Source organism: Streptomyces sp. NBC_00104 (genome assembly GCF_045160825.1).
Classification (GTDB): domain Bacteria; phylum Actinomycetota; class Actinomycetes; order Streptomycetales; family Streptomycetaceae; genus Streptomyces.
Map to the genome: position 1 here is coordinate 2,026,474 of NZ_CP108215.1, position 21,282 is coordinate 2,047,755.

Genomic DNA, 21,282 nt, shown 5'->3' on the forward strand with positions numbered 1-21,282 from the left:
CCCGGCGGCCCTCGGCCGTGCTCCTGGAGGTCAGATGCCGTGCTTCTTCAGGATCGCCTCGATGTCGCTGAAGTCGTCCGCCCCGGACGTTCCCGAACGGCCGGCCCGGGGTGCCGCCGCCGGGCGGGCAGCCGGCCGGGATCCCTGGCCCAGCGAGGGCGCCGAGGCCGCCGGGGCTATCGCCCCGGTGCGGGACGCCTTGGCCTCCTTGCGTTCCTTGCCGGGGGCCGCGCGGCGTCGCTCGACGACGCGAGTGGTCATGAACAGGAACCAGGCGGCGCCGAGCACGCCGAAGCCTGCCCACGCGGTCGGACTGAACGCGCTGTCCGCCACCCACTCGACGACCCCGGTCATCACCAGACCGAGAGGCACGAGGGAATAGGCGGCGATACGGGTCGCCCGCAGGAAACGCTTCCGATACGCCGTGATCGCGGCGATGCCCAGGCCTGCCACGGAGACGGCGGCGCAGACTGTCTCGGCAATCATCCGATCCTCCAGGCGGTGCTCGGGCGGGCGGTCTCGCTCCGTCCCTTCCATCCTGCACCGCCATGCGTCCGATATGCCATGCTCCGGGGAGACCTCAGGGACATCTCCGGGTCGTCTCGGGGTCGGTCCCCCTCCCGGGAAGCTGGAAGACTGATCACCATGAGCGACTTCTCCCCCGCACCGTCCGCCGTCGTCCTGGACGTCTGGTGCGAACTCCAGTGCCCCGACTGCCGCGGCGCCCTCGACGACATCCGCACACTGCGGGCCCGTTACGGCGACCGGCTCGACGTACGGCTGCGGCACTTCCCGCTGGAGAAGCACAAGCACGCCTTCGCCGCCGCGCAGGCCGCCGAGGAGGCCGCCGAGCAGGGGCAGGCGTGGCCGTACGTGGAGGCCGTGCTCGGCCGGGTCGAGGAGCTGGACCGGACCGGAGAGCCGTTCCTGGTCGAGGCCGCCAGTGAACTCGGTCTGGACGCCGAGGAGTTCGACACCGCGCTGATCGACGGCCGGCACATCCTGATCGTCGACGCCGACCAGGCCGAGGGCAAGGCCATCGGCGTGACCGGCACCCCCACCTACGTCATCGGCGGCGAGCGCCTCGACGGCGGCAAGAGCCAGGCGGGGCTGCGCGAGCGGATCGAGGAGATCGCCGACCGACTGCTGGCCGAAGGCACCTGATGGTTGGGGCACCCGACGGCCGGGGCAGCCGACGACCGGGGTGACGCACCGCGAGCGCCGCGGGCGCCTGTCGGCGGCCGTCAGAGCAGTGGCTTGGACAGGTGGTAGGTCGTCGTCTCGTAGCCGAGCGACTCGTAGAGGCATTCGGCCCGGACGTTTCCCGCGAAGACGTTGAGCGCGATCGCGGTCTTCCCGGCCACCGTCGCCTGGGCCTCCGCCAGCAGCATGAGCGTCCGGCCGTGCCCCCTGCCCCGATGTCCGGCGTCCGCCTCCACGTCGTACACGAAGGCGGTGTCGTCACGCAGCCACAACCACAGCGTGCCGACTCTCGTGCCCTCGTGTTCCAGCACGCTGCACAGGTTGTCCTCGGTGGCCACTCCCTGCGGCAGGCACCGCACGTAGTCGTCGGCGGCCCTCGCGTACGCCTCCGCCTCGGGCACGCCACGGGTGATCAGGTCCTGTGCGTAGCCCTCCAGCCCGGCTTCCTTCCACGGCCCGTACTCGGCCTCTGTCATGGGCCGGCCCCGGCTGCCGACGGGCAGTTCGGGCGGGGTGGCGTCGAGGGGCTTGCGCATGCTCCGGTTGCGCAGGACGTAGCCGAGCGCCTGCGTCAGCCGCAGTGCGGGCTCGGCGGCGGCCGGGACGGCGGCCTCGATCCGCCGGCAGCCCCACCCACGGGCCACCTCCTCGGCGGCGAGTGCGGCCACCGTGGCCCGGCCGCGCCGCCGGTCGGGTTCGTCGATCCGCAGATCCAGGATCCGGGCGGCCGAGGTCCCTGGATCGGGGCGCGTACCGAGGTGTATCTCGCCGACGGGACGGCTGTTCACGCACACCTGGTAGCGGCGCGAACGCGAACCGTCGGCGGCGTGCTGAAGCGGCTCGAGGGGCCGCAGGGTGGTGGTCATCACGGGTGTTCTACCCGCTCCGGACCGCCGGGTCAGCTCAATATCCGAGGCTTTTACGGATCAAGGTCGTCACCGGACCGCTCGTCGAAGACCCGCATCGCCTTGGCTGTCACCGGGCCCGGGGTGGCGGACAGTTCGCGGTCGTCGACGCGGTGTACGGACTGCACGTCGCGCAGGCTCGACGTCAGGAAGACCTCGTCGGCGCGCTCCAGGACGTCCAGGGGCAGGTCGGTCTCGCGGGCGCCCGTCCACTCGACCACGAGCGCGCGGGTGATGCCCGCGAGGCAGCCGGAGGCGATCGGCGGGGTGTGAATCTCGCCGTCGAGGACGACGAAGACGTTGGAGCCCGTGCCCTCGCAGAGCCGACCCACCGTGTTGGCGAACAGCGCCTCGGTGGCGCCCTGTTCGTGGGCGCGGGCGAGGGCGACGACGTTCTCGGCGTACGAGGTGGTCTTCAGGCCGGTGAGGGCGCCGCGCTCGTTGCGGGTCCAGGGGACGGTGATCGCGGCGGTGGAGTCGGCGCGCCGGGCGGTCTCGCCGAGGGCGACGACGAGGGTCGGTCCGTGGTCGCCACGGTCGGAGCCGAGTGGGGAGACCCCGCCGGTGTAGGTGATGCGCAGCCGGCCGAGCGCCACCGGATCGGCCTCCAGGACCGCGGAGCAGGCGCGGCGCACCTCGTCGAGGTCGGGCTCGGGCAGTCCGAGGCCGCGGGCCGAGAGGGCCAGCCGGTGGAGGTGGCGGGTCAGCGCGAACGGCCGCCCGTCGACGGTCTTCACGGTCTCGAAGACGCCGTCGCCCACGGTCAGTCCGTGATCGAGGACGGAGACACGGGCGGAGTCGATGTCCTGCAGTCCGCCGTCGAGCCAGATCTTCACGTAAGGGTCCTCCCACTCGCCTCGTACGTTCCCGACGCTACCGCGAGCAGCCGGGCGGCCTTCAGCTCGGTCTCCCGCCACTCCGCCTCGGGGTCCGACCCCCAGGTGATGCCCGCGCCCGTGCCGAAGCGGAGCTCGCCCGCCGCCCGGTCGATCCAGAAGGTACGGATGCCGACGGCCAGTTTTCCGGTGCCCCGGTCCGCGTCGACCCAGCCGATGCCCCCGCAGTACGGGCCGCGCGGGGCGGTCTCCAGGGCGTCGATGATCCGCAGGGCGCTCGACTTGGGCGCCCCGGTGACGGAGCCGGGCGGGAAGGCGGCCGCGAGCAGTTCCGGCCAGCCGGCGCCGTCGCGCAGTTCACCGCGCACCATCGACACCAGGTGCACCAGCCCCGGATGCTTCTCGACGACGCACAGGTCGGGCACGGTCACGGTGCCGGTGGCGCAGACCTGCCCGATGTCGTTGCGCACCAGGTCGACGATCATGACGTTCTCGGCGTAGTCCTTCTCCAGGAGGTCCGCCTCGGTGCGTCCGGTGCCCTTGATCGGGCCCGACTCGACGACCCGGCCGTCGCGTCGCAGGAAGAGTTCGGGGGAGGCGGTGGCGATCTCGACGTCGTACGCGGGGAGGCGAATCGTTCCTGCAAAGGGTGCCGGGTTGCCACGGGCCAGCAGCGCGGTCAGGGCGTCCACGTCGGCGTCCGGCGCGACGGGCGCGGACAGCACCCGGCAGAGATTCGCCTGGTACACCTCGCCGGCGGCGATGTGCTCGCGGATCCGGCGCACCCCCGCCGTGTACGCGGCGCGGTCGAGGGACGTCGTCCAGTCGTCGACGCGCGGCCCGTGCCATCCCCCCGGCACGGGAGCGGGCGCGGGCTCGCGACGTACGTCACGGAAGCGCGCGCACACCAGACCGCCCTCGTAGTCCGCGCACACGGCCCAGAAGCCGGAGGAGTCCAGGGCGGCGGCGTCGCTGGTCACATCGGTGAGACCGGTGGCCACGAGGTTGCCGAAGCGGGCGAGCGGAGGGAGGTCGGGCACGCAGTCGAGTCTAGGACGGGTGCCCCGCGGGCGGCCCCGGCCGGGTCTCGGACTGGACGCACCGCAGCACGCTGCACAAACGCGTTTTTGTACTGGCCCCGGAATCCGCTAGAGTTCAACTCGTCGCCGGGACGCGAAAGCGGGCCGGAACCGACAAGCGGACGTAGCTCAGTTGGTAGAGCGCAACCTTGCCAAGGTTGAGGTCGCCAGTTCGAACCTGGTCGTCCGCTCGTAGGAAGCCGGGGGATCTTCCCGAACCCCCGCACTCCTGGTGGAGTGGCCGAGAGGCGAGGCAACGGCCTGCAAAGCCGTCTACACGGGTTCAAATCCCGTCTCCACCTCCAAGGACGATTAGCTCAGCGGGAGAGCGCTTCCCTGACACGGAAGAGGTCACTGGTTCAATCCCAGTATCGTCCACTGAGGTCTCAGGACTTCTGGAGCCGCAAGGCTTCGCCCCGCGCGATTAGCTCAGCGGGAGAGCGCTTCCCTGACACGGAAGAGGTCACTGGTTCAATCCCAGTATCGCGCACGCAAGATCCACAGCCCCCGGGTTGTGATCCCGAGGACGATTAGCTCAGCGGGAGAGCGCTTCCCTGACACGGAAGAGGTCACTGGTTCAATCCCAGTATCGTCCACTCCCACCGAGCCCCCGGCCGTCTCGTACGGCCGGGGGCTTCGTCGTGCGTACGGGCGCGGGAGCGCCCGACGCGCGGCTCAGCTGGAGAACAGCATGTGGCCGAAGCCGCGGTTGTGACCGTGGCCCCCGTGGTGGCCTCCGTGGTGACCGCCGTGCGGGGCGCCCCAGGCAGGAGCGTTGTGAGCGCCGCCCGCCGGGTACTGCGGGGCGGCCGGCGGCGGCGGAACGGCCGCGCCGCCGCCCCACTGGCCCTCCATGCGGGTCAGCGCCTCCAGCTCGCCGTAGTCGAGGAAGATCCCGCGGCAGCCGCTGCACTGCTCGATCTGGACGCCACTGCGGTTGTAGGTGTGCATCGGCGCATGGCACTTCGGACACTGCATGTGCATGGTTCGGGTCAACTCCTCGGCGTTCGGTACCGCTTCGCTGCTTCGCGTTACGCCAGGACAGACACTGTCCGGCTGCGGTCGGTTGCACCCTACTTCGGGAAAGGGCCTGCCAACTCCGGCGGGATGCCTCCCATTCGGTCACAGGCGTCCACAACGGACCGCTGCGCGTCGTCGAGGGGCAGGCCGGCCGCCGTGGACTTCGCGATCGCGAGGGCGGCGCTCTGTACGGTGAGTGCGCGGGCCGGTACGTCCAGTACGGGCCAGGGGTCGCCGTGCGCGGGGACGGCGGGGCCGTCGGCCCGCTGGTACGCGGTGAGAAAGCGCGTCCACGCGTCGGGGTGCAGGAGGCCGCAGGCGAACCAGGCGGCCGGGCGGGCGAGGTCCCAGGCGGGGACGCCCACGCCCAGGTCGTCGACGTCTATGAGTCGCCAGGGGCCGAGGGGCGCCGGGTGGCGGACCAGTTGGCCGAGGTGCAGGTCGCCGTGGCAGAGGGTGGTCGAGTCGGGCATGGGGGCCTCGGCCCTGGCCCAGGCGGGGAGGGTGTGCCAGGCGCGGAGTATCCGGTCTGTGGCGGGATGGTGGGGGGCGGTGGCCCTGAGGCGGGCGATGGCCTGGGCGGCCTTGGCGGGGCCTCGCATGGGCGGCAGGCCCCGGGGTGGCGGCTGCCGGTGGAGGCGGGCGAGGAGCATGGCGGCCTCCTCCCAGGGGGCGGCCTCCGGAGTGTCGGGGTCGACCGGGGTGCCGTACGGCCAGAACGTGACGAGGCGGCCGTGGAGAGGGGCGGGGGTGGGGCGGAGGGGGGCGAGGAGGATGTCGGGGTGGGAGGTGGCGGCGGTCAGGCGGAGGGTGAGGTGGGCGGGGTCGGTGTCGGGGGCGTGGGCCTTGGCGACCGTGTCGGCGTGGCGGACGACTGTGCCGTCGGCGCGTTCCGCGAGGACCGTGTCGGGATGGGAGCAGGGGGTGGATTCGGGGTGGGCCGCGCTGCGCACCTTGGCCCTGAGGGCGGGGAGTACGTCGGCATCGGCGGTGGCGGTCATGGGTCCCCCTGCGAAAGTCGTACGGCGATGCTGAGCGAGAGCCTACGCAGCCGGGTGCCGTGAGCTGGGGCGGGCCGAGGGTTCCGCGGCTCGGCGGTCACGAGGCGCCGCCGCGCCCACCCGTGCCGCCCCAGCGGCACGATTGCCCGCAGTCAGGACCGGCGGACCCGGCCCCCGCCACTGCCGGGGTGGGCTCACCCCCAGCGCCACGAACGCCCGCGATCAGGACCGGCGGACCCGGCCCCCGCCACTGCCGGATGGGCTCCGCATCCGTGCCACGAACGCCCGCAGCGCGTACAGGCGGGGCCCTTCCTTCCGCTGCCGGGGGGCGCCGCGCCGGTGGAAGGGGATGCCCGCCGTCAGGGTGGTCGGTAGCGGCTGCGGGCGTCGAGGGGCTGGGGGCACGACGACGCCCGCGCAGCTCCCCAGCTGCGCGGGCGTCTATTGCCGTCCGCCGCACCCCCGTCCCCACGGGGTTTCATGGATGGATGTCCCCGCCCGGACCGCTCTTCCGGGCCTGGGGTCGCCGCTCAGCGCCCCAGCATCACACCCACGGACGACGCTTGTGTGACCACTGCTTCCCAGCCGCCGAAGGCGTACACGAGCAGGGCCGCCAGGGGAAGGACCATCGCGGTCGCCACCAAGGGGTGGCGACGACCCGGACGGCGGTCGGCGGTGAACGTCCTGCGCTCCCGTGTGCGGATCGCGGTCCGCGGTGCCGTGTGGGCCATGGTCCCTCCTCTGACCTTCTCGTCGGTGTTGCTTGTGGTTGGCAGCGGCGGGTGTCTGACCTCGGGGGACGAGTGCTGCACCCGCCGCTTGACCTCAAATCTAGGCGGGCGGCGGGCGCGGGTCGTCATGCCCTCGTATCGATTGCCGGGCCTCCCCGAGGATGAGCGATGACCTGCGACGTACTCCCCAGGGTGGAGACGAGGCCCCAGGTCTCGGGGTCTTCCCGGAAGGGACGTCCGGTCTGCCCCTTGTGTTACGCCGTCCGCTCCGAGCCGTCCTCGCGCGGCACCGGCTGCTCGACCAGCGCCAGGACCCTGTTCGCCATGAACCGGGCCGTCCGGACCACCGATCCGTTGCGGGTGACTTCGCTCACTTCCACGACACCTCGCCGTACCGCGGTCTCCACCCGGCGGCCCGCCCTGCTCGCGATCACCTCGTAGGTGCGCGTCGTGTCCCCGGCGTCCACGACTATCTCCACTCGGTCACCCTTCACGGGTTCAATCCCCCTTCTGTGGTGGCTGGTTGGGATCAAGAGGAGCCCAACACCGCCCCGAACTGCTGTTCCCTGACCACTCTTCAAGTTTCCCACCCGGCACTGACAATCGATCGGGTCGCGAGGGCGCGGCCTCTGCGCACGCCCGGCCGTGGAAACGTAAGCTGTGGCTCGTCAGACGGAACGGGCAGCGGGGATGAACATGGCGATGATGCGCCTGAGGCGCGAGGACCCGCGCGTCGTCGGCTCGTTCAGGATCCACAGACGGCTCGGCGCGGGCGGAATGGGCGTCGTCTACCTGGGCTCCGACCGGCGTGGACAGCGCGTCGCGCTCAAGGTGATCCGGCCGGATCTGGCGGAGGATCAGGAGTTCCGGTCGCGCTTCGCGCGCGAGGTGTCGGCGGCGCGGCGGATCAGGGGCGGGTGCACCGCCCGACTGGTCGCCGCCGATCTGGAGGCGGACCGGCCGTGGTTCGCCACGCAGTACGTACCGGGGCCCTCGCTGCACGACAAGGTCGCCGAGGAGGGACCCATGTCGGCCGCCGATGTGGCCGCCGTCGGCGCCGCCCTCTCCGAGGGGCTCGTGGCCGTGCACGAGGCCGGTGTCGTACACCGGGATCTGAAGCCGTCCAACATCCTGCTGTCCCCGAAGGGGCCGCGGATCATCGACTTCGGTATCGCGTGGGCGACCGGGGCCTCGACCCTGACCCATGTCGGTACGGCCGTGGGATCGCCCGGATTCCTCGCACCCGAACAGGTGCGCGGGGCCGCGGTGACACCGGCCACGGACGTCTTCTCCCTCGGCGCCACACTCGCCTACGCGGCGACCTCCGACTCGCCCTTCGGGCAGGGCAGTTCGGAGGTCATGCTCTACCGGGTGGTGCACGAGGAGGCGCAGCTGCGCGGGGTGCCCGACGCGCTCGCCCCCCTCGTCCGCGCCTGTCTGGCGAAGGACCCGGAGGAGCGGCCGAGCACACTGCAACTGTCGCTGCGGCTCAAGGAGATCGCCGCCCGTGAGGCGCAGGGCCTTGCGGATGTCCGGCCGCCGGCGCCGCGTACGGATCCGGACCGGCCCTCGGGGCGGCTCGCGGAGCAGTACGTCGAGCAGCGCACGCTGCGGCAGCCGCCGGAGCCCCGTGGGACGCAGCCGGGCAGGTCGGGTGCGCCCGGCACGCCGCCGCCCCGAAACGGTTCCCGCACGGGCGGGGCCGGTGCGCGGACCGGCGGTGGATCGCGGCCCGGGGCGCGGGGCGCGCCGGCCCGAAACACCACCGGGTCCGGGAGGCGGCCCGCGCCGCGCCGTGGCGCGGGGCGGTCGGGGCCACGGACCAACGGGACGGGGCGACGGCCGGCCAATCCTCGGTTGCTGCGTCAGCGGATCGTGGTGTTCGTCGTGGTGACGTTGCTGGCGGCGCTCGGGATCGCTACGGCACAGGGGTGTCAGGGGCCGTCGCGAGGGCTCGGTGGGGATGGCCTCCGGCAGGAGCAGCCGTTTGAGGGGTTGGACGGCGACTGACTCCTTGCCCCGGGCGGCGAAAGGACAGAGCTCGGGACTGCGGGTCGGCGGTGCGCTGCGGGTCGTAGGAGGCTGGTCGCGCAGTTACCCGCGTCCCTTGCGGGGCTGTGGCTCAGCCCCCTTCAGAGTTGTGGGCGCCCCGTCGCCACCGCGTAGAAGGCGACTGCCGCTGCCGCGCCCACGTTGAGGGAGTCGACGCCGTGGGCCATGGGGATGCGGACCCATTCGTCGGCGGACATGAGGGCCTTGGTGGAGAGGCCGTCGCCCTCGGCGCCGAGCATGAGGGCCACGCGGTCCATGCGGTGCGGGGCGGTCTCGTCGAGGGACTTCGCCTTCTCGTCCGGGGTGAGGGCGAGCAGGGTGAAGCCGGCGTCGCGGACCGCGTCGAGACCCTTGGGCCAGGAATCCAGGCGGGCGTACGGGACGGAGAAGACCGCGCCCATGGAGACCTTGACGCTGCGGCGGTAGAGCGGATCGGCGCAGTCCGGGGAGAGCAGGACCGCGTCCATGCCGAGGGCGGCGGCCGAACGGAAGATCGCGCCGATGTTGGTGTGGTCGTTGACCGACTCCATGATCACGACCCGGCGGGCGGCTCCCAGGAGCTGGTCGGCGGTCGGCAGGGGCTTGCGCTGCATGGAGGCGAGGGCGCCCCGGTGCACGTGATAGCCGGTCACCTGTTCGGCGAGCTCGGGGCTGACCGCGTAGACGGGGGCCGGGAGTTCGTCGATGACGTCGTGCATGACGTCGACCCACTTGGCGGAGAGCAGCATCGAGCGCATCTCGTAGCCGGCTTCCTTGGCCCGTCTGATGACCTTCTCGCCCTCGGCGATGAACAGGCCCTCGGCGGGTTCGCGCCTACGGCGCAGCTCCACGTCGGTCAGGCCGGTGTAGTCGCGCAGGCGCGGGTCGTCGGGATCCTCAACGGTGATGAGATCGGCCACAGGGTGATACTGCCTTGTCCTGGGTGTGGTGCCAACGGCTTGGGACGGGTTGGGTTACCCGTGGTTACGTACTGCGGTCCGGGGTCTCCGAACGGAATCAGGCGTTCACCTCGGGGCCCACGTTCACGACCTCTCCGATGACGATCACCGCCGGCGGCTTGACCTCCTGCGTACGCACGGTCTCGGCGACCGTGGCGAGGGTCGCGTCGACCCGGCGCTGGGCGGCGGTGGTGCCCTCCTGGACCAGGGCGACCGGGGTGTCCGGGGACTTTCCGTTCGCGACCAGGGTCTCGGCGATCCGGCCGATCTTGTCGACGCCCATGAGGATCACGAGGGTGCCGGTCAGCCGGGCGAGGGCGGGCCAGTCGACCAGGGAGCGCTCGTCGTCGGGGGCCACATGGCCGCTGACCACGGTGAACTCGTGGGCGACGCCCCGGTGGGTGACCGGGATGCCGGCCGCGCTCGGGACGGAGATCGAGCTGGAGATGCCGGGGACGACCGTGCAGGGGATGCCCGCCTCGGCGAGGGCCTGGAGCTCCTCCATGCCACGGCCGAAGACGTACGGGTCGCCACCCTTGAGGCGTACGACCGACTTGCCCTGCTTCGCGTGCTCGATCAGCGCGTTGTTGATCGCTTCCTGCGCCATGAAACGGCCGTACGGGATCTTCGCCGCGTCGATCACCTCGACGTGGGGCGGGAGTTCGGCGAGCAGGTCGCGCGGGCCCAGGCGGTCGGCGATGACGACGTCGGCCTCGGCGAGGAGGCGACGGCCGCGGACGGTGATCAGGTCCGGGTCGCCGGGGCCGCCGCCGACGAGGGAGACACCGGGGGTGCGGGTGCGGTGGTGGGGGGCGACGAGGGTGCCGTCGCGCAGGCCCTCGACGACCGCGTCGCGGATGGCGGCGGTGTGGCGGGGGTCGCGGCCCTCGGCGCGGGCGGTCAGGACGGCGACCGTGACGCCCTCGCTGTGGCCGGTCGCCGGGGTCCAGGCGGTGGCTTCCTCGGCGTTGTCCGAGCGGACGCACCAGATGCGGTGCCGCTCCGCTTCGGCGGACGCACGGGCGTTCGCCTCCGGGTCGCCGGTGGCGATCAGGACGTACCAGGCCTCGGCCAGGTCGCCCTCCGCGTAGCGGCGCCTCTCCCAGGTCAGCTCGCCCGCGTCCGCCATCGCCTCCACGGAGGGGGTCGCGCTCGGGGACACGAGGACGATGTCGGCGCCGGCCGCGATGAGGGCGGGGAGACGGCGTTGGGCGACCTGGCCGCCGCCGATGACGACCACTCGGCGGCCGGTGAGGCGGAGGCCTACGGGGTAGGCGGGGTGTTCGGCCATGAGGGTGCGGCTCCTCGGGCTGGCGGCGGTGCGGTGGGGGCGCTGCGGCTTTGGAGCGGCCCTGACGTGGGAATTTTAGGCTGCGGGTCCGGTGGGTGGCTGAGGTGGGTGGGGTTCCTTTCCCCATGCCCACCCCTTCCCGAAACCGGGGGCTCTGCCCCCGGTTTCCCGGATGGGGAGTGAGCACCGTTGCCGAGTGCGGCCCGGTGGGCACGACCTCGGCCGGGTCGGAGAAGCACCCGCGGCACCCGCTCCCCTACTTCTCGGTTACCCCCGCCGAGTCGAACGTCGCCACCTCGTGCATCGCCCGGGCCGCGCTCTGGACGACCGGGAGGGCGAGGAGGGCGCCGGTGCCCTCGCCGAGGCGGAGGTCGAGGTCGACCAGGGGGCGCAGGCCCAGCTTCTGGAGGGCGGCCACATGGCCGGGCTCGGCGCTGCGGTGGCCCGCGATGCAGGCGGCGAGGACCTCGGGGGCGATGGCGCGGGCCACCAGGGCGGCGGCGCCGGCGCTGACGCCGTCGAGGATGACCGGCGTGCGGAGGGAGGCGCCGCCCAGCAGGAGACCGACGATGGCCGCGTGCTCGAAGCCGCCGATCGCCGCGAGGACGCCGATGGGGTCGGCGGGGTCCGGCTGGTGGAGCTCGATGGCGCGGCGTACGACCTCGGTCTTGCGGGCGAGGGTCTCGTCGTTGATGCCGGTGCCCCGGCCGGTGACCTCGGAGGGGTCCGCGCCGGTGAAGACGGCGATCAGGGCGGCCGAGGCCGTGGTGTTGGCGATGCCCATCTCGCCCGTGAGGAGCGCCTTGTTGCCGGCCGCGACGAGGTCGCGGGCCGTCTCGATGCCCACCTCGATGGCCTGCTTGGCCTCCTCGCGGGTCATCGCGGGACCGGTGGTCATGTCGGACGTACCGGCGCGGATCTTGCGCGGCAGCAGTCCCGGCGTGGCCGGGAGGTCGCTGGCCACACCCACGTCCACGACGCAGACCTCGGCGCCCACCTGGGTGGCGAAGGCGTTGCAGACGGCTCCCCCGCCCAGGAAGTTGGCGACCATCTGGGCCGTCACCTCCTGGGGCCAGGGGGTGACGCCCTGGGCGTGGACACCGTGGTCGCCCGCGAAGATCGCGACGGCCGCGGGCTCCGGGATGGGCGGCGGGCACTGACGGGACAGGCCGGACAGCTGGGCGGAGATGATCTCCAGCATGCCGAGGGCGCCCGCGGGCTTGGTCATGCGCTTCTGACGCTCCCACGCCTCGCCGAGCGCCTTGGCGTCCAGCGGGCGGATCCCGGCGACGGTCTCGGCGAGCAGGTCGTGCGGCTCGGCGCCGGGCAGGGCGCGGCGGCCGTACGTCTCCTCGTGGACGACCCAGGACAGCGGGCGGCGCTTGGCCCAGCCCGCCTGCATCAGCTCGGGCTCCTCCGGGAACTCGTCGACGTATCCGACGCACAGGTACGCCACGACCTCCAGGTGGTCGGGCAGGCCGAGGGCGCGGACCATCTCGCGCTCGTCGAAGAAGCTGACCCAGCCGACGCCGAGGCCCTCGGCGCGGGCCGCGAGCCACAGGTTCTCGACCGCGAGGGCGGAGGAGTACGGGGCCATCTGCGGCTGGGTGTGGCGGCCCAGGGTGTGGCGGCCGCCACGGGTCGGGTCGGCGGTGACGACGATGTTCACCGGGGTGTCGAGGATCGCCTCGATCTTCAGTTCCTTGAACTGCTTCGCCCGGCCCTTCGGCAGCGACTTCGCGTACGCCTCGCGCTGGCGCTGGGCGAGTTCGTGCATCGTGCGGCGCGTCTCGGCCGAGCGGATGACGACGAAGTCCCAGGGCTGCGAGTGGCCGACGGAGGGCGCCGTGTGGGCGGCCTCCAGGACGCGGAGCAGCACGTCGTGCGGGATCGGGTCGTTGCGGAAGCCGTTGCGGATGTCACGGCGTTCGCGCATGACCCTGAGGACGGCTTCGCGCTCGGCGTCGTCGTAGGGGGGCGCGGCCGGGCCCGTGGGCTGCCGTACTTCCCGTACGTCTTCCCGTACTTCTTCGGGTGCTTCTTCCACCGGGGCCGTGCTCTCTTCGGCTGCTTCTGTTGCTTCTGCTTCTGGCGCCGCTGCTTCGCTGTCTTGCTGGTCCTCTTGGTCGGCGGCCCTGGTGTCCAGGTCCTCGCCGTTCTGGACGACGTCCGGGTGCGCGTCGGCCGCCACGAGCGGCTGCGGTACGACGATCGTCTCGGCCTCGGAGTCCCGGGGGGCGGGGACCGTGGCCACGGGCTCCCGCTCTGCCTCCGGGGCTCCCTCGACCACCTCGTGCTGCCCCTCGGCCGCCGAGGACTCGGCGACGGCGGGGGTTGGCCGGTCGTCCTCGGGCATCGGCGGGACCACCATCCCGTGGGGCGGGGTCGGGGCCGGATGCGGAGTGGTCGGCACGGAGCCGTCGACGGGCACGAACCGGCCGAGCGGCTGGTCGTCCTCCGCCTCGGCCTGGGGCGCGAGCTCCTGGAGGGCGCCCACGAGCGGGGCGTCGGGGGCGGACTCGGCCGGGGTCCGGACCACGGCGCCCTGGGGGGCATCGATCCGGGAGGGCAGGGGGGCCGGGGCCTCTGCGCCGGGAGCCTCCGTGGCGGAGGGGTCCACGGTCGCGGGGTCCACCGCCGACGGGTCGGGCGCGGGCTCCGTGGCTTCGGCGGGAGCCGGAGCCTCGCCGGTCAACTGGCCGGCGGGGATGGCCTCCTGGGCAGCCGCGCTGTCGGCCGGCTGGTCCGCCGGGTTCACCTCCGTGGCCTCGGACTCGACGACGGCCTCGGATACGGGGGGCTGCTCGGAGTCCGACTGCGAGGCGGTCTCGGCGGCCTGCGCCACCGCGACCTGGTCCCGTTCCTGGTCCTGGAACTGTTCCTGGTTCTGGTCCTGGTTCGCGACGTCCGCGACGGGTGTGATCGGCTCGGTGGCCTGTGAGTCCTGGACGGCCGGCTGCGCGGGCTCCAGCGGCTGAGCCGCCTCGGTCATGACCTCGGGCCGGGGCTGTGCGGCCTCCGCCACAGGGGCTTTTTCCGGGGTCGGTGCCTCGGCTGTCCCGGGCTCCGTCGGCTGCGGCTCCTCGGCGACCGGCACCTGAGCCGGCTGCTGGGGGTCCTGCGCGAGGGCGGCATCCTGTGCGGTGTCCGGTGCGAGGCCGACGGCCTGCTCGTCCGTGGACGCCCTCGCCTCGTCCGGCGCGGCGGTCTCGATCTGTGGATCCGGCACGGCGGCGAGGGCCTGCTCGTCGGCCACGGCGGTCGGCACCCGCTGCTCGTCGGGAGCGGCGCCCTGCTCGGCCTCATCCGCCCCGGCCGGCGGCACCGCCGTGTCGGCCTGCGCGGGCAACGCGGCCGCGGCGTCGGCCTGCGGCGGTGCGCCGGCCTCGGTGGGCCGGGCCGGTACGGACGCGTCGGCGGGGTCGGCGCCCTCGTCGGCCTCTCGCGGAGCCTGGGTGACGTCCTGGGCCTCGGCGACGGTCTGGACCGGCACCGGCTCGGGCCCTTGGGCGGCCGGGGGGAAGGGTGTCGCGTCCGGCGCCTGCGCGGCCGGAGCGGCGGGCGCGACCTCCTCGGAGGCCTGCGTCTCGGGAGCCTGGACTTCGGGAGCCTGGGCCTCGGGTGTCGAGGGCACCGCCTCGGGCTGGGGCATCTCGGCCTGCGGAGCCTGCGCGGGCTCCTCGACGGCCACGGCCTCGGCGGCCTCCGGATCCGGGGTCCGGCCGACGACCGAGACTTCGGCGGCCTCCGGGACCTGAGCCTCGACGGCAGCCGGCGCCTCGACCACCTGGGGAACCTCGGCCTGAACGGCAACCGGTGCTTCGGCCGCCTCCAGAACCGCTTCGACGGCATCGGGCACTTCCGCGGTCTCCGGGGCCTGGAACTGCGCGGCGGCGACCGGCGTCCCCACGGCCTCCGGGGTCCGGAACTGCGCGACCGCGGCCTCCTGGGCCAGGGCGTAGGCGGCGTCCTGGGCCTGGTGGAGGGCCTCGGCGTCCTGGATCTCCTCGGATACGTCCGCGACCTGCGGAGCCTCAGCGGCCAAGGGCGCCTCCGCCACGGCCACGGAAACCTGCTCCTCCTGCGGAACGACCGTTTCTGCGGCCGCTCCCCCTGCGGCCACTCCCGGTGCGTGGGCGGCCGGGGCGGGGGCACCGACCCACTGCGACACGGGCTGCGGGGGCCCGTCGAGGTACTCGGGGCCGGGGTTGCGTACGGCGCCGGGAGGGACGGGGGCGCCCGCCGGGCCTCGGTCGGCGAGGGAGCGGACCGGGCTGGCGGAGGCGTCGGGGGTGGGCGGACCGAGGTGCAGCGGGCGACGGGCCACCGGCGGCTGGGGGACGGGGGTCGCGACGGGGGTGCGGACGGCGCCGAGGTCGAGCGAGCCACTGTCCCGGCCGGACATCTCATGCGGGCCCGGCTCGTGGACGACCTGGACGACGGGCTCGGGGGCGGGCGGCGGCATTTCGTTGCCCCACGCGCCCTGGGCGCCCGGCAGCAGGAGGTCTTCGTCCTCGGTCGTGGTCTCGGAGAGGTAGGTGTACGCACCCGGCGCAGGGACGCCCGGCTGCTCCACCATGCCTGCGCTCTCCGGCAGTCCCTCGCCCGGGACCTGGCCGGTGTCGGTCATGCGTACCCCTCGCCCATCGGTTAGTGCCTCCATGCCAGCTGGCCCGGGAACGGCGCACCTACCGCCCCACTGTGGAGAACGAGCGTGCGCCCCCAGCGGCACGTGACGACCCGGCTGCATGTCGACAAAGCCATTGAAGGGCCATTGTCCCCGTCGTCCCGCCGTCGCGACAGCTTGATCCGCGACGGTCCGCTGTGGACTGCGCCACGTTGCGCGTCCTCCCCGTTTCGCCGTACCACACACGCCCTCAAAACGGGCGCGTTTTTAGGACATTGACCGACGAAGTGCCGGGCGTCCCCATGCGGTACGACAGTCGGCCAGCCTACCGCGCCGGTACGACAACCGGATCACAGGGAACGTTCGGGCAAGGTCCCGCTGAGCAGGAACGCGACGCTCCGTTCCCTCTCCGTCCAAGCCCTTGTATCGAGTTCGACGGACTGGACGAACTCGCAGCGGACCTCGTATCCGTGCTCGGTCAGGTCGCGTCCGATGCGCTCGGCGGCGGGGCGGGTGAGGGCGTGGGTCACGATGCACTGCGGGCGGCGATCGGCGACGGCGGAGACCACCGCCGCTCCCCCGCCGCCGACCCGTACGACGTCGGGTTCGGGGAGGTTCTCCAGGATGTGCGGGGCGGGGCCGTGCACCACCTGGAGCTGTACGCCGAAGCGGCGGGCGGCGAGGGTCGTACGGCCGCAGGCCTCGGGGTCGCGGTCGACGGCGATGACGGCGGCGCCGCAGCGGGCGGCCTCGGTGGCGAAGGCGCCGCTGCCGGAGCCGATGTCCCACACCAGGTCGCCCACGCGTGGCCCCAGGCGGGCCAGTTGGGAGGAGCGCAGCAGTTCGCCCTCGCCCTCGCCCAGGGCGCCGCCGTAGACGCCGGAGGGCAGGGTCAGCCCGCGCGGTCCGGTGCCGGGGTCGCGGCCGGCGAGCCAGCCGCCGCCCTCGGCGGCGGAGGCGTGGCCGCCTATGACGATGACCAGGTTGGGGTCGCGCCAGGTGTGGTCGACGGCCTTGTCGGAGGTGACGACGGTGACGCGTTCGCGTGCGGTGCCGAGTTCCTCGCAGATCACGAAGGTGCGGTGAACTCCGTCGAGGAGCAGGCCCAGTTCGGCGGGGCCGGCGCCGGGCGAGGTGAGGACGGCGACCTTGGTGTGGGCGCGGCACACGTTCACCGCGCGGCGCAGCGTACGGCGGTGGGCGACGACCACCTGCGCGTCGTCCCAGGGCATGCCCGCGCGGGCGAAGGCGGCGGCCACGGAGGAGACTCCGGGGACGACTTCGACCTCGAGGCCGAACTCGGGGGCCCTGAGGGTGCGGACGACGCCGAAGAAGCCCGGGTCGCCGTCGGCGAGGACCACGGCGGTGCCTCGGTGGCCGGCGATGCGGCGGGCGGCGAGGGCGACGCTGCCGAGGCGGATGCGTTCGGCGGCCGGGGGCACCTCGGGCAGTGCCAGGTGGTGGCCCGCGCCGGCGACCAGTGTGGCGGCGGCGAGGGCGGAACGCGCCGCGGCGGTCAGGGGAGAGCCGTCCCAGCCGATCACCGTGACCCGGTCGGCCATCTTCGTCAGTCTCCAGAGGGTCTTCGCAGGTCGTCGGGAATGCCCGCACGGGGTCCCGTGAGAGTACCCGGTGACACCGTGGGCCCCGGCGGCCGGGCAATGGCCGTGCGGCGTGCCCGTGGGTCGTTCAGTTCCAGTCCGAGTAGCCGAAGCCACCGCTGTCGGCCAGTTCCTCGCTGACGCCCTCGATGTCCTCGGGGAGGAGGCTCCAGACGATGAAGTCGGTGCGGATCTCGGTCCAGTGGTCGTCGGCGGTACGGGCGCGCGCTATGCAGGCGTTGCGCAGCACTCCCTCGCTGATACAGCCGATCTTCTGCGCGACCTGCTGGGAGGCGGTGTTGTCGGCGGCGGTGCGCAGCTCGATGCGTTCGAACTTCTGCTCGCGGAACAGCCATCGGGCGGTCGCGAGGGCCCCTTCGGAGGCGTAGCCCTCGCCGCGCGCCCAGGGGGCGACGACGTAACTCAGCTCCGTGGCCCGCACGTGCCAGTCGGTCCTGGTCAGCTGGATGACGCCGACCAGGCGCTGGGTGAGGAACTCGGTGACCGCGAGGTCGAGGCCGCGTCCCGAGGTGCGTTCGGTGGGCGCGTACTCGGTGATCCAGGTACGCGCCTCGCGTTCGGTGAAGGGCTGCGGGACATCGGTCCAGGCCATCACCTGCTCGTCGTTCATCATCTCGGTGAACGCCTGGATGTCGTCCTCGTCGAACGGGCGCAGAACCAACCGCTCCGTGCTGATGGAGATGTCGGGAAAGGTGCTCATCATGCGCCGCTCCGTAACCTTCGAAAACTTTGAGGGCCTGCTGAACTGCCCAGCATGCAGCATGAAAGCACCGAACCGCACCACGGGGCCCCACTCGCCGTGAGGGAGTGGACCCCGTGCGTGGCGATACGTCGTATACGTGCTGTCGGCTCAGAAGGACGGGATGACGGAGCCGTCGCTCCACTTGTCCTCGATGAACTTCCTGACCTCGTCGGAGGTGAGGAGCTTGGCGAGCTTCTTCACGCGCGGGTCGTCCTCGTTGCCGTTCTTGACGGCGAGGAAGTTGCCGTTCGGGTTGTTCTTGGCGGGCTCGACGGTGAGGGCGTCGTCGGCGGGCGAGAGGTCCGCCTCAAGGGCGTAGTTGCCGTTGATCACCGCCGCGTCGACGTCGTCCAGGGAGCGCGGGGTCTGGGCCGCCTCCAACTCCTTGAACTGGAGCTTCTTCGGGTTCTGGGCGATGTCGGCGGGGGTCGCGTCGGTGCCGACGCCGTCCTTGAGCGTGATGATCCCGCTCGCGTCGAGGAGCTTGAGGGCGCGTGCCTCGTTGACGGTGTCGTTCGGGACGGCGACGGTCGCGCCGTTCCTGAGGGCGTCGGTGCTCTTGACCTTGTTCGAGTAGAGGCCGAGGGGTTCCAGGTGGACCGTGACGACGGGCACGATGTCGGTGCCGTTCTTCTTGTTGTAGTCGTCGAGGTACGGCTGGTTCTGGAAGTAGTTGGCGTCCACGGACCCGTCCTCCGTCGCCGGGTTCTGCAGGACGTAGTCGCTGAACTCCTTGACCTCCAGCTCCAGGCCCGCGTCCTTCGCCAGGTTGTCCTTCACGAAGTCGAGGATCTCGGCGTGCGGGGTCGGGCTGGCGGCGACGACCAGCGGGCCGCTCGTGTCGGACGCGCCGTCGGACTGGTCCGCGCCGCAGGCGGTGAGCCCGAGGGTGAGGGCTCCGGCGGCGAGTACGGCGGTGGTGAGCTTGACGGTGTTACGCACGAAAAGTGCCTTTCCTTGTGGGTGGAGCGATCCCGTCGTGGGTGGGACGGGGCATCTGCGGGTGCCCGGGGTACGGGCTAGGCCTTGGTGACCGTGGGCGCGGTGGAGTCGGTCTTCAGCAGCCGGAGCCTCGGTGCGGCGCCCGAGTGGCTGCCGCGCCGGTGGAGGGCGCGGGCGGCGTGGTCGCCGGCGAACTGGACGACGGAGATGACGACCGCGAGGACCGCCACGGTGATCCACATCAGCTCGGTCTCGAAGCGCTGGTAGCCGTACCGGATGGCGATGTCGCCGAGGCCGCCCGCGCCGACGGTGCCGGCCATGGCCGAGTAGCCGATGAGGGCGACGACGGTCGTGGTCGCGGAGGAGATCAGCGAGGGCAGGGACTCGGGGACGAGGACCCTGCGGACGACGGTCCAGGTGTTGCCGCCCATGGCCTGCACGGCCTCGACGAGGCCGTGGTCGACTTCGCGGACGGCCGTCTCGACGAGACGCGCGAGGAACGGGATCGCGCCGATGGCGAGCGGCACGATGGCGGCCTCGCGGCCGATGGTCGAGCCGGTGACCCAGCGGGTGAAGCCCATCAGCGCGACCATCAGGATGATGAACGGCATCGAGCGGGCGACGTTCACGATCTGCCCGATGATTTTGTTGGCGAGGACGTGTCGCAGCATGCCGCCCCGGTCCGTGAGGACGAGCAGGATGCCGAGCGGGAGTCCGCCGACGACCGCGATGAGGGTGGACCAGCCGACCATGTAGAGGGTGTCCCCACACGCCTGCTCCAGCAGGGGCTGCATCTCGTTCCAGGTCACTTGGCACCCTCCTTCACCGGCGTGGACGCCTGGGCGTCCTGGCCGAACACGTCGATGCGCAGGCCCCGTTCGCGCAGGAAACCGATGGGGACCACGTTGTCCTCGTAGCGGCCGGGCAGTTCGATGCGCATCCGGCCGATCTGGAGGCCGCCGACGGTGTCGATGGCGGCGCCGAGGATCGAGATGTCGATGTTGTAGGTGCGGGACAGCTGGGAGATGACCGGCTGGGTCGCGGCCTCGCCCTGGAAGGTGACGTCGAGGACCGTGCGGTCGTCGCCGGAGGCCTCGCCGCCCACCGGGAAGAGGGCGGCGGCCAGTTCGGAGCCGGGGGTGGCGAGCAGTTCGCTGACCGTGCCGGACTCGACGAGGCGGCCCTTCTCCATGAGGGCGGCCGAGTCGCAGATCGTCTTGACGACGTCCATCTCGTGCGTGATGAGCAGGACGGTCAGGCCCAGCTGCCGGTTCAGGTCGCGCAGCAGCGTCAGGATCGAGCGGGTGGTCTCCGGGTCGAGGGCGCTGGTGGCCTCGTCGGAGAGGAGCACCTTCGGGTCACCGGCCAGCGCGCGGGCGATGCCGACGCGCTGCTTCTGGCCGCCGGAGAGCTGGGCCGGGTAGGCGTTCGCCTTGTCGGCGAGGCCGACGAGGTCGAGCAGTTCCAGGGCCCTGCGGGAGCGGTCCCTGCCCGACCGGCCGAGGATCTCGAGCGGCAGCTCGACGTTGTCCCGGACGGTGCGGGAGGAGAGCAGGTTGAAGTGCTGGAAGACCATGCCGATACGGCTGCGCGCCCGGCGGAGTTCCCGGCCGGCGCGGGGGCCCCGGCCGGCCAGGGCGGTCAGGTCCTGGCCCGCGACGGTCACGGTTCCGGAGGTGGGGCGTTCGAGGAGGTTGACGCAGCGGATCAGCGAGGACTTGCCGGCGCCGGACTGGCCGATCACGCCGTACACCTCACCCTCGCGTACGTGCAGGTCTACGCCGTCGAGGGCGGTGACCTCGCGGCCACGACCTCGGTCGGCCCGATAGATCTTCGTCAGGCCCGATGTGGTGATCACTGGATTTCCGTCACTGTCGAGTGCGCGGGCGTGGGTGTGCCCGGGCACGGGTGCAAGCGGTCAGGGACGCGACACGGTTCTCGCGGTGGCGAGGGAACCGGGGGAGAACATGCGCGCGGGGAGGCTCGGTCCGTCACGCGGAACGGCGTGCGGGGCCTTCTAGAAGGCGCACATTCGACACATACAACGAGCACCGGGCGTCAGGGTCGCCTCGGTCGCAAGGGTGCGGTAGCTCGTCGTGGTCATGAGATCAGTAAAGCAGATGTAGGGAGCAGGTGAGAGAGGGCTGTCCGTATAGCGGACGCCTTTGAGAGACATACCTGCAGGTGCGATGCGGTGACGTCCACCTTGTGGGCATGAGCCGTTGTGGCCAAGGCCACGATGTGCGGTGCATGGGTTTGCCGGACCGGGGTCGGGCGCGGCGGGGGTTTTGGG

At 72.3% G+C, this 21,282-nt stretch carries 18 protein-coding genes and 5 tRNA genes; 7 read left to right on the top strand and 16 right to left on the bottom strand.

From position 1 onward, the window contains the following. Positions 1-30 precede the first annotated feature (30 nt). Positions 31-486, bottom strand: a complete 456-nt coding sequence (locus OG272_RS08805; RefSeq protein ID WP_405893004.1) for a hypothetical protein — start codon at positions 484-486, stop codon at positions 31-33. A 159-nt stretch (positions 487-645) separates the two neighbouring features. Here OG272_RS08805 and OG272_RS08810 point away from each other — a divergent pair, with 159 nt between their 5' ends. Next, positions 646-1,164 carry a DsbA family protein gene (locus tag OG272_RS08810; RefSeq protein WP_326584067.1) on the top strand — a complete coding sequence of 173 codons (519 nt, stop codon included), beginning with the start codon at positions 646-648 and terminating at the stop codon, positions 1,162-1,164. A gap of 80 nt (positions 1,165-1,244) precedes the next feature. Here the strand turns inward: OG272_RS08810 and OG272_RS08815 are convergent, their stop codons facing one another. From OG272_RS08815 to OG272_RS08825, 3 genes are read right to left on the bottom strand one after another with little or no spacing between them, the layout of a single operon-like run. Continuing rightward, positions 1,245-2,069: a GNAT family N-acetyltransferase gene (locus OG272_RS08815; protein WP_326584066.1), complete on the bottom strand. Its 825-nt coding sequence runs from the start codon at positions 2,067-2,069 to the stop codon at positions 1,245-1,247. A gap of 53 nt (positions 2,070-2,122) precedes the next feature. Beyond that, a complete protein-coding gene (locus tag OG272_RS08820; protein ID WP_326584065.1) occupies positions 2,123-2,944 on the bottom strand; it encodes an aminodeoxychorismate lyase in 822 nt (273 codons plus the stop codon). After that, positions 2,941-3,984 (bottom strand): chorismate-binding protein, encoded by a 1,044-nt coding sequence (locus tag OG272_RS08825; protein WP_327730561.1) that lies wholly within the window; start codon positions 3,982-3,984, stop codon positions 2,941-2,943. Before OG272_RS08825 ends, OG272_RS08820 begins: the two co-directional genes overlap by 4 nt. Before the next feature lie 157 nt (positions 3,985-4,141). Here OG272_RS08825 and OG272_RS08830 point away from each other — a divergent pair. The 5 genes from OG272_RS08830 to OG272_RS08850 all read left to right on the top strand — a co-directional run bounded on the left by OG272_RS08830 (position 4,142) and on the right by OG272_RS08850 (position 4,619). Beyond that, positions 4,142-4,214 (top strand) — tRNA-Gly (locus OG272_RS08830). 40 nt (positions 4,215-4,254) lie between these two features. Further along, a tRNA-Cys gene (locus OG272_RS08835) sits at positions 4,255-4,328 on the top strand. Position 4,329: 1 nt separating this feature from the next. Next, positions 4,330-4,401, top strand: a tRNA-Val gene (locus OG272_RS08840). 40 nt (positions 4,402-4,441) lie between these two features. Next, positions 4,442-4,513 (top strand) — tRNA-Val (locus tag OG272_RS08845). A 34-nt stretch (positions 4,514-4,547) separates the two neighbouring features. Beyond that, positions 4,548-4,619: transfer RNA gene (locus tag OG272_RS08850), tRNA-Val, on the top strand. A 79-nt stretch (positions 4,620-4,698) separates the two neighbouring features. Here the strand turns inward: OG272_RS08850 and OG272_RS08855 are convergent. From OG272_RS08855 to OG272_RS08870, 4 genes are all read right to left on the bottom strand, one after another. Continuing rightward, a complete protein-coding gene (locus tag OG272_RS08855; protein ID WP_327732302.1) occupies positions 4,699-5,001 on the bottom strand; it encodes a zf-TFIIB domain-containing protein in 303 nt (100 codons plus the stop codon). A gap of 95 nt (positions 5,002-5,096) precedes the next feature. Continuing rightward, entirely contained in the window at positions 5,097-6,044 is a 948-nt protein-coding gene (locus tag OG272_RS08860; protein ID WP_405893005.1) for a phosphotransferase family protein, read from the bottom strand. A gap of 530 nt (positions 6,045-6,574) precedes the next feature. Beyond that, positions 6,575-6,775 carry a hypothetical protein gene (locus OG272_RS08865; RefSeq protein ID WP_020114444.1) on the bottom strand — a complete coding sequence of 67 codons (201 nt, stop codon included), beginning with the start codon at positions 6,773-6,775 and terminating at the stop codon, positions 6,575-6,577. Positions 6,776-7,029: 254 nt separating this feature from the next. Next, positions 7,030-7,269, bottom strand: coding sequence for a hypothetical protein (locus OG272_RS08870; RefSeq protein ID WP_033532621.1), 240 nt, complete (start codon positions 7,267-7,269; stop codon positions 7,030-7,032). 196 nt (positions 7,270-7,465) lie between these two features. Between OG272_RS08870 and OG272_RS08875 the strand changes: the two genes are divergently transcribed. Then, complete coding sequence (locus OG272_RS08875) at positions 7,466-8,785, top strand: serine/threonine-protein kinase (protein WP_326585901.1); 1,320 nt, start codon at positions 7,466-7,468, stop codon at positions 8,783-8,785. 122 nt (positions 8,786-8,907) lie between these two features. Here OG272_RS08875 and OG272_RS08880 read toward each other — a convergent pair whose 3' ends face one another. The 8 genes from OG272_RS08880 to OG272_RS08915 all read right to left on the bottom strand — a co-directional run bounded on the left by OG272_RS08880 (position 8,908) and on the right by OG272_RS08915 (position 20,847). After that, positions 8,908-9,726 carry an RNA methyltransferase gene (locus tag OG272_RS08880; RefSeq protein WP_326584062.1) on the bottom strand — a complete coding sequence of 273 codons (819 nt, stop codon included), beginning with the start codon at positions 9,724-9,726 and terminating at the stop codon, positions 8,908-8,910. Between the two features lie 97 nt (positions 9,727-9,823). Next, positions 9,824-11,056, bottom strand: coding sequence for a uroporphyrinogen-III C-methyltransferase (gene cobA, locus OG272_RS08885; protein ID WP_405893006.1), 1,233 nt, complete (start codon positions 11,054-11,056; stop codon positions 9,824-9,826). 256 nt (positions 11,057-11,312) lie between these two features. Then, positions 11,313-15,686 (bottom strand): nicotinate-nucleotide--dimethylbenzimidazole phosphoribosyltransferase, encoded by a 4,374-nt coding sequence (gene cobT / locus OG272_RS08890; RefSeq protein WP_405893007.1) that lies wholly within the window; start codon positions 15,684-15,686, stop codon positions 11,313-11,315. 347 nt (positions 15,687-16,033) lie between these two features. Further along, on the bottom strand, positions 16,034-17,245 hold the full coding sequence (cbiE, locus tag OG272_RS08895) for a precorrin-6y C5,15-methyltransferase (decarboxylating) subunit CbiE (RefSeq protein ID WP_405893008.1): 1,212 nt from the start codon (positions 17,243-17,245) through the stop codon (positions 16,034-16,036). A gap of 127 nt (positions 17,246-17,372) precedes the next feature. Next, a complete protein-coding gene (locus OG272_RS08900) occupies positions 17,373-18,008 on the bottom strand; it encodes a GNAT family N-acetyltransferase (protein ID WP_326584058.1) in 636 nt (211 codons plus the stop codon). A 147-nt stretch (positions 18,009-18,155) separates the two neighbouring features. Then, positions 18,156-18,989 carry a MetQ/NlpA family ABC transporter substrate-binding protein gene (locus tag OG272_RS08905; protein WP_405893009.1) on the bottom strand — a complete coding sequence of 278 codons (834 nt, stop codon included), beginning with the start codon at positions 18,987-18,989 and terminating at the stop codon, positions 18,156-18,158. A 77-nt stretch (positions 18,990-19,066) separates the two neighbouring features. Next, positions 19,067-19,798 (bottom strand): methionine ABC transporter permease, encoded by a 732-nt coding sequence (locus tag OG272_RS08910; RefSeq protein WP_327730556.1) that lies wholly within the window; start codon positions 19,796-19,798, stop codon positions 19,067-19,069. Beyond that, a complete protein-coding gene (locus OG272_RS08915) occupies positions 19,795-20,847 on the bottom strand; it encodes an ATP-binding cassette domain-containing protein (protein ID WP_326584055.1) in 1,053 nt (350 codons plus the stop codon). The genes OG272_RS08910 and OG272_RS08915 overlap by 4 nt, the downstream gene beginning before the upstream one ends. Positions 20,848-21,282 lie beyond the last annotated feature (435 nt).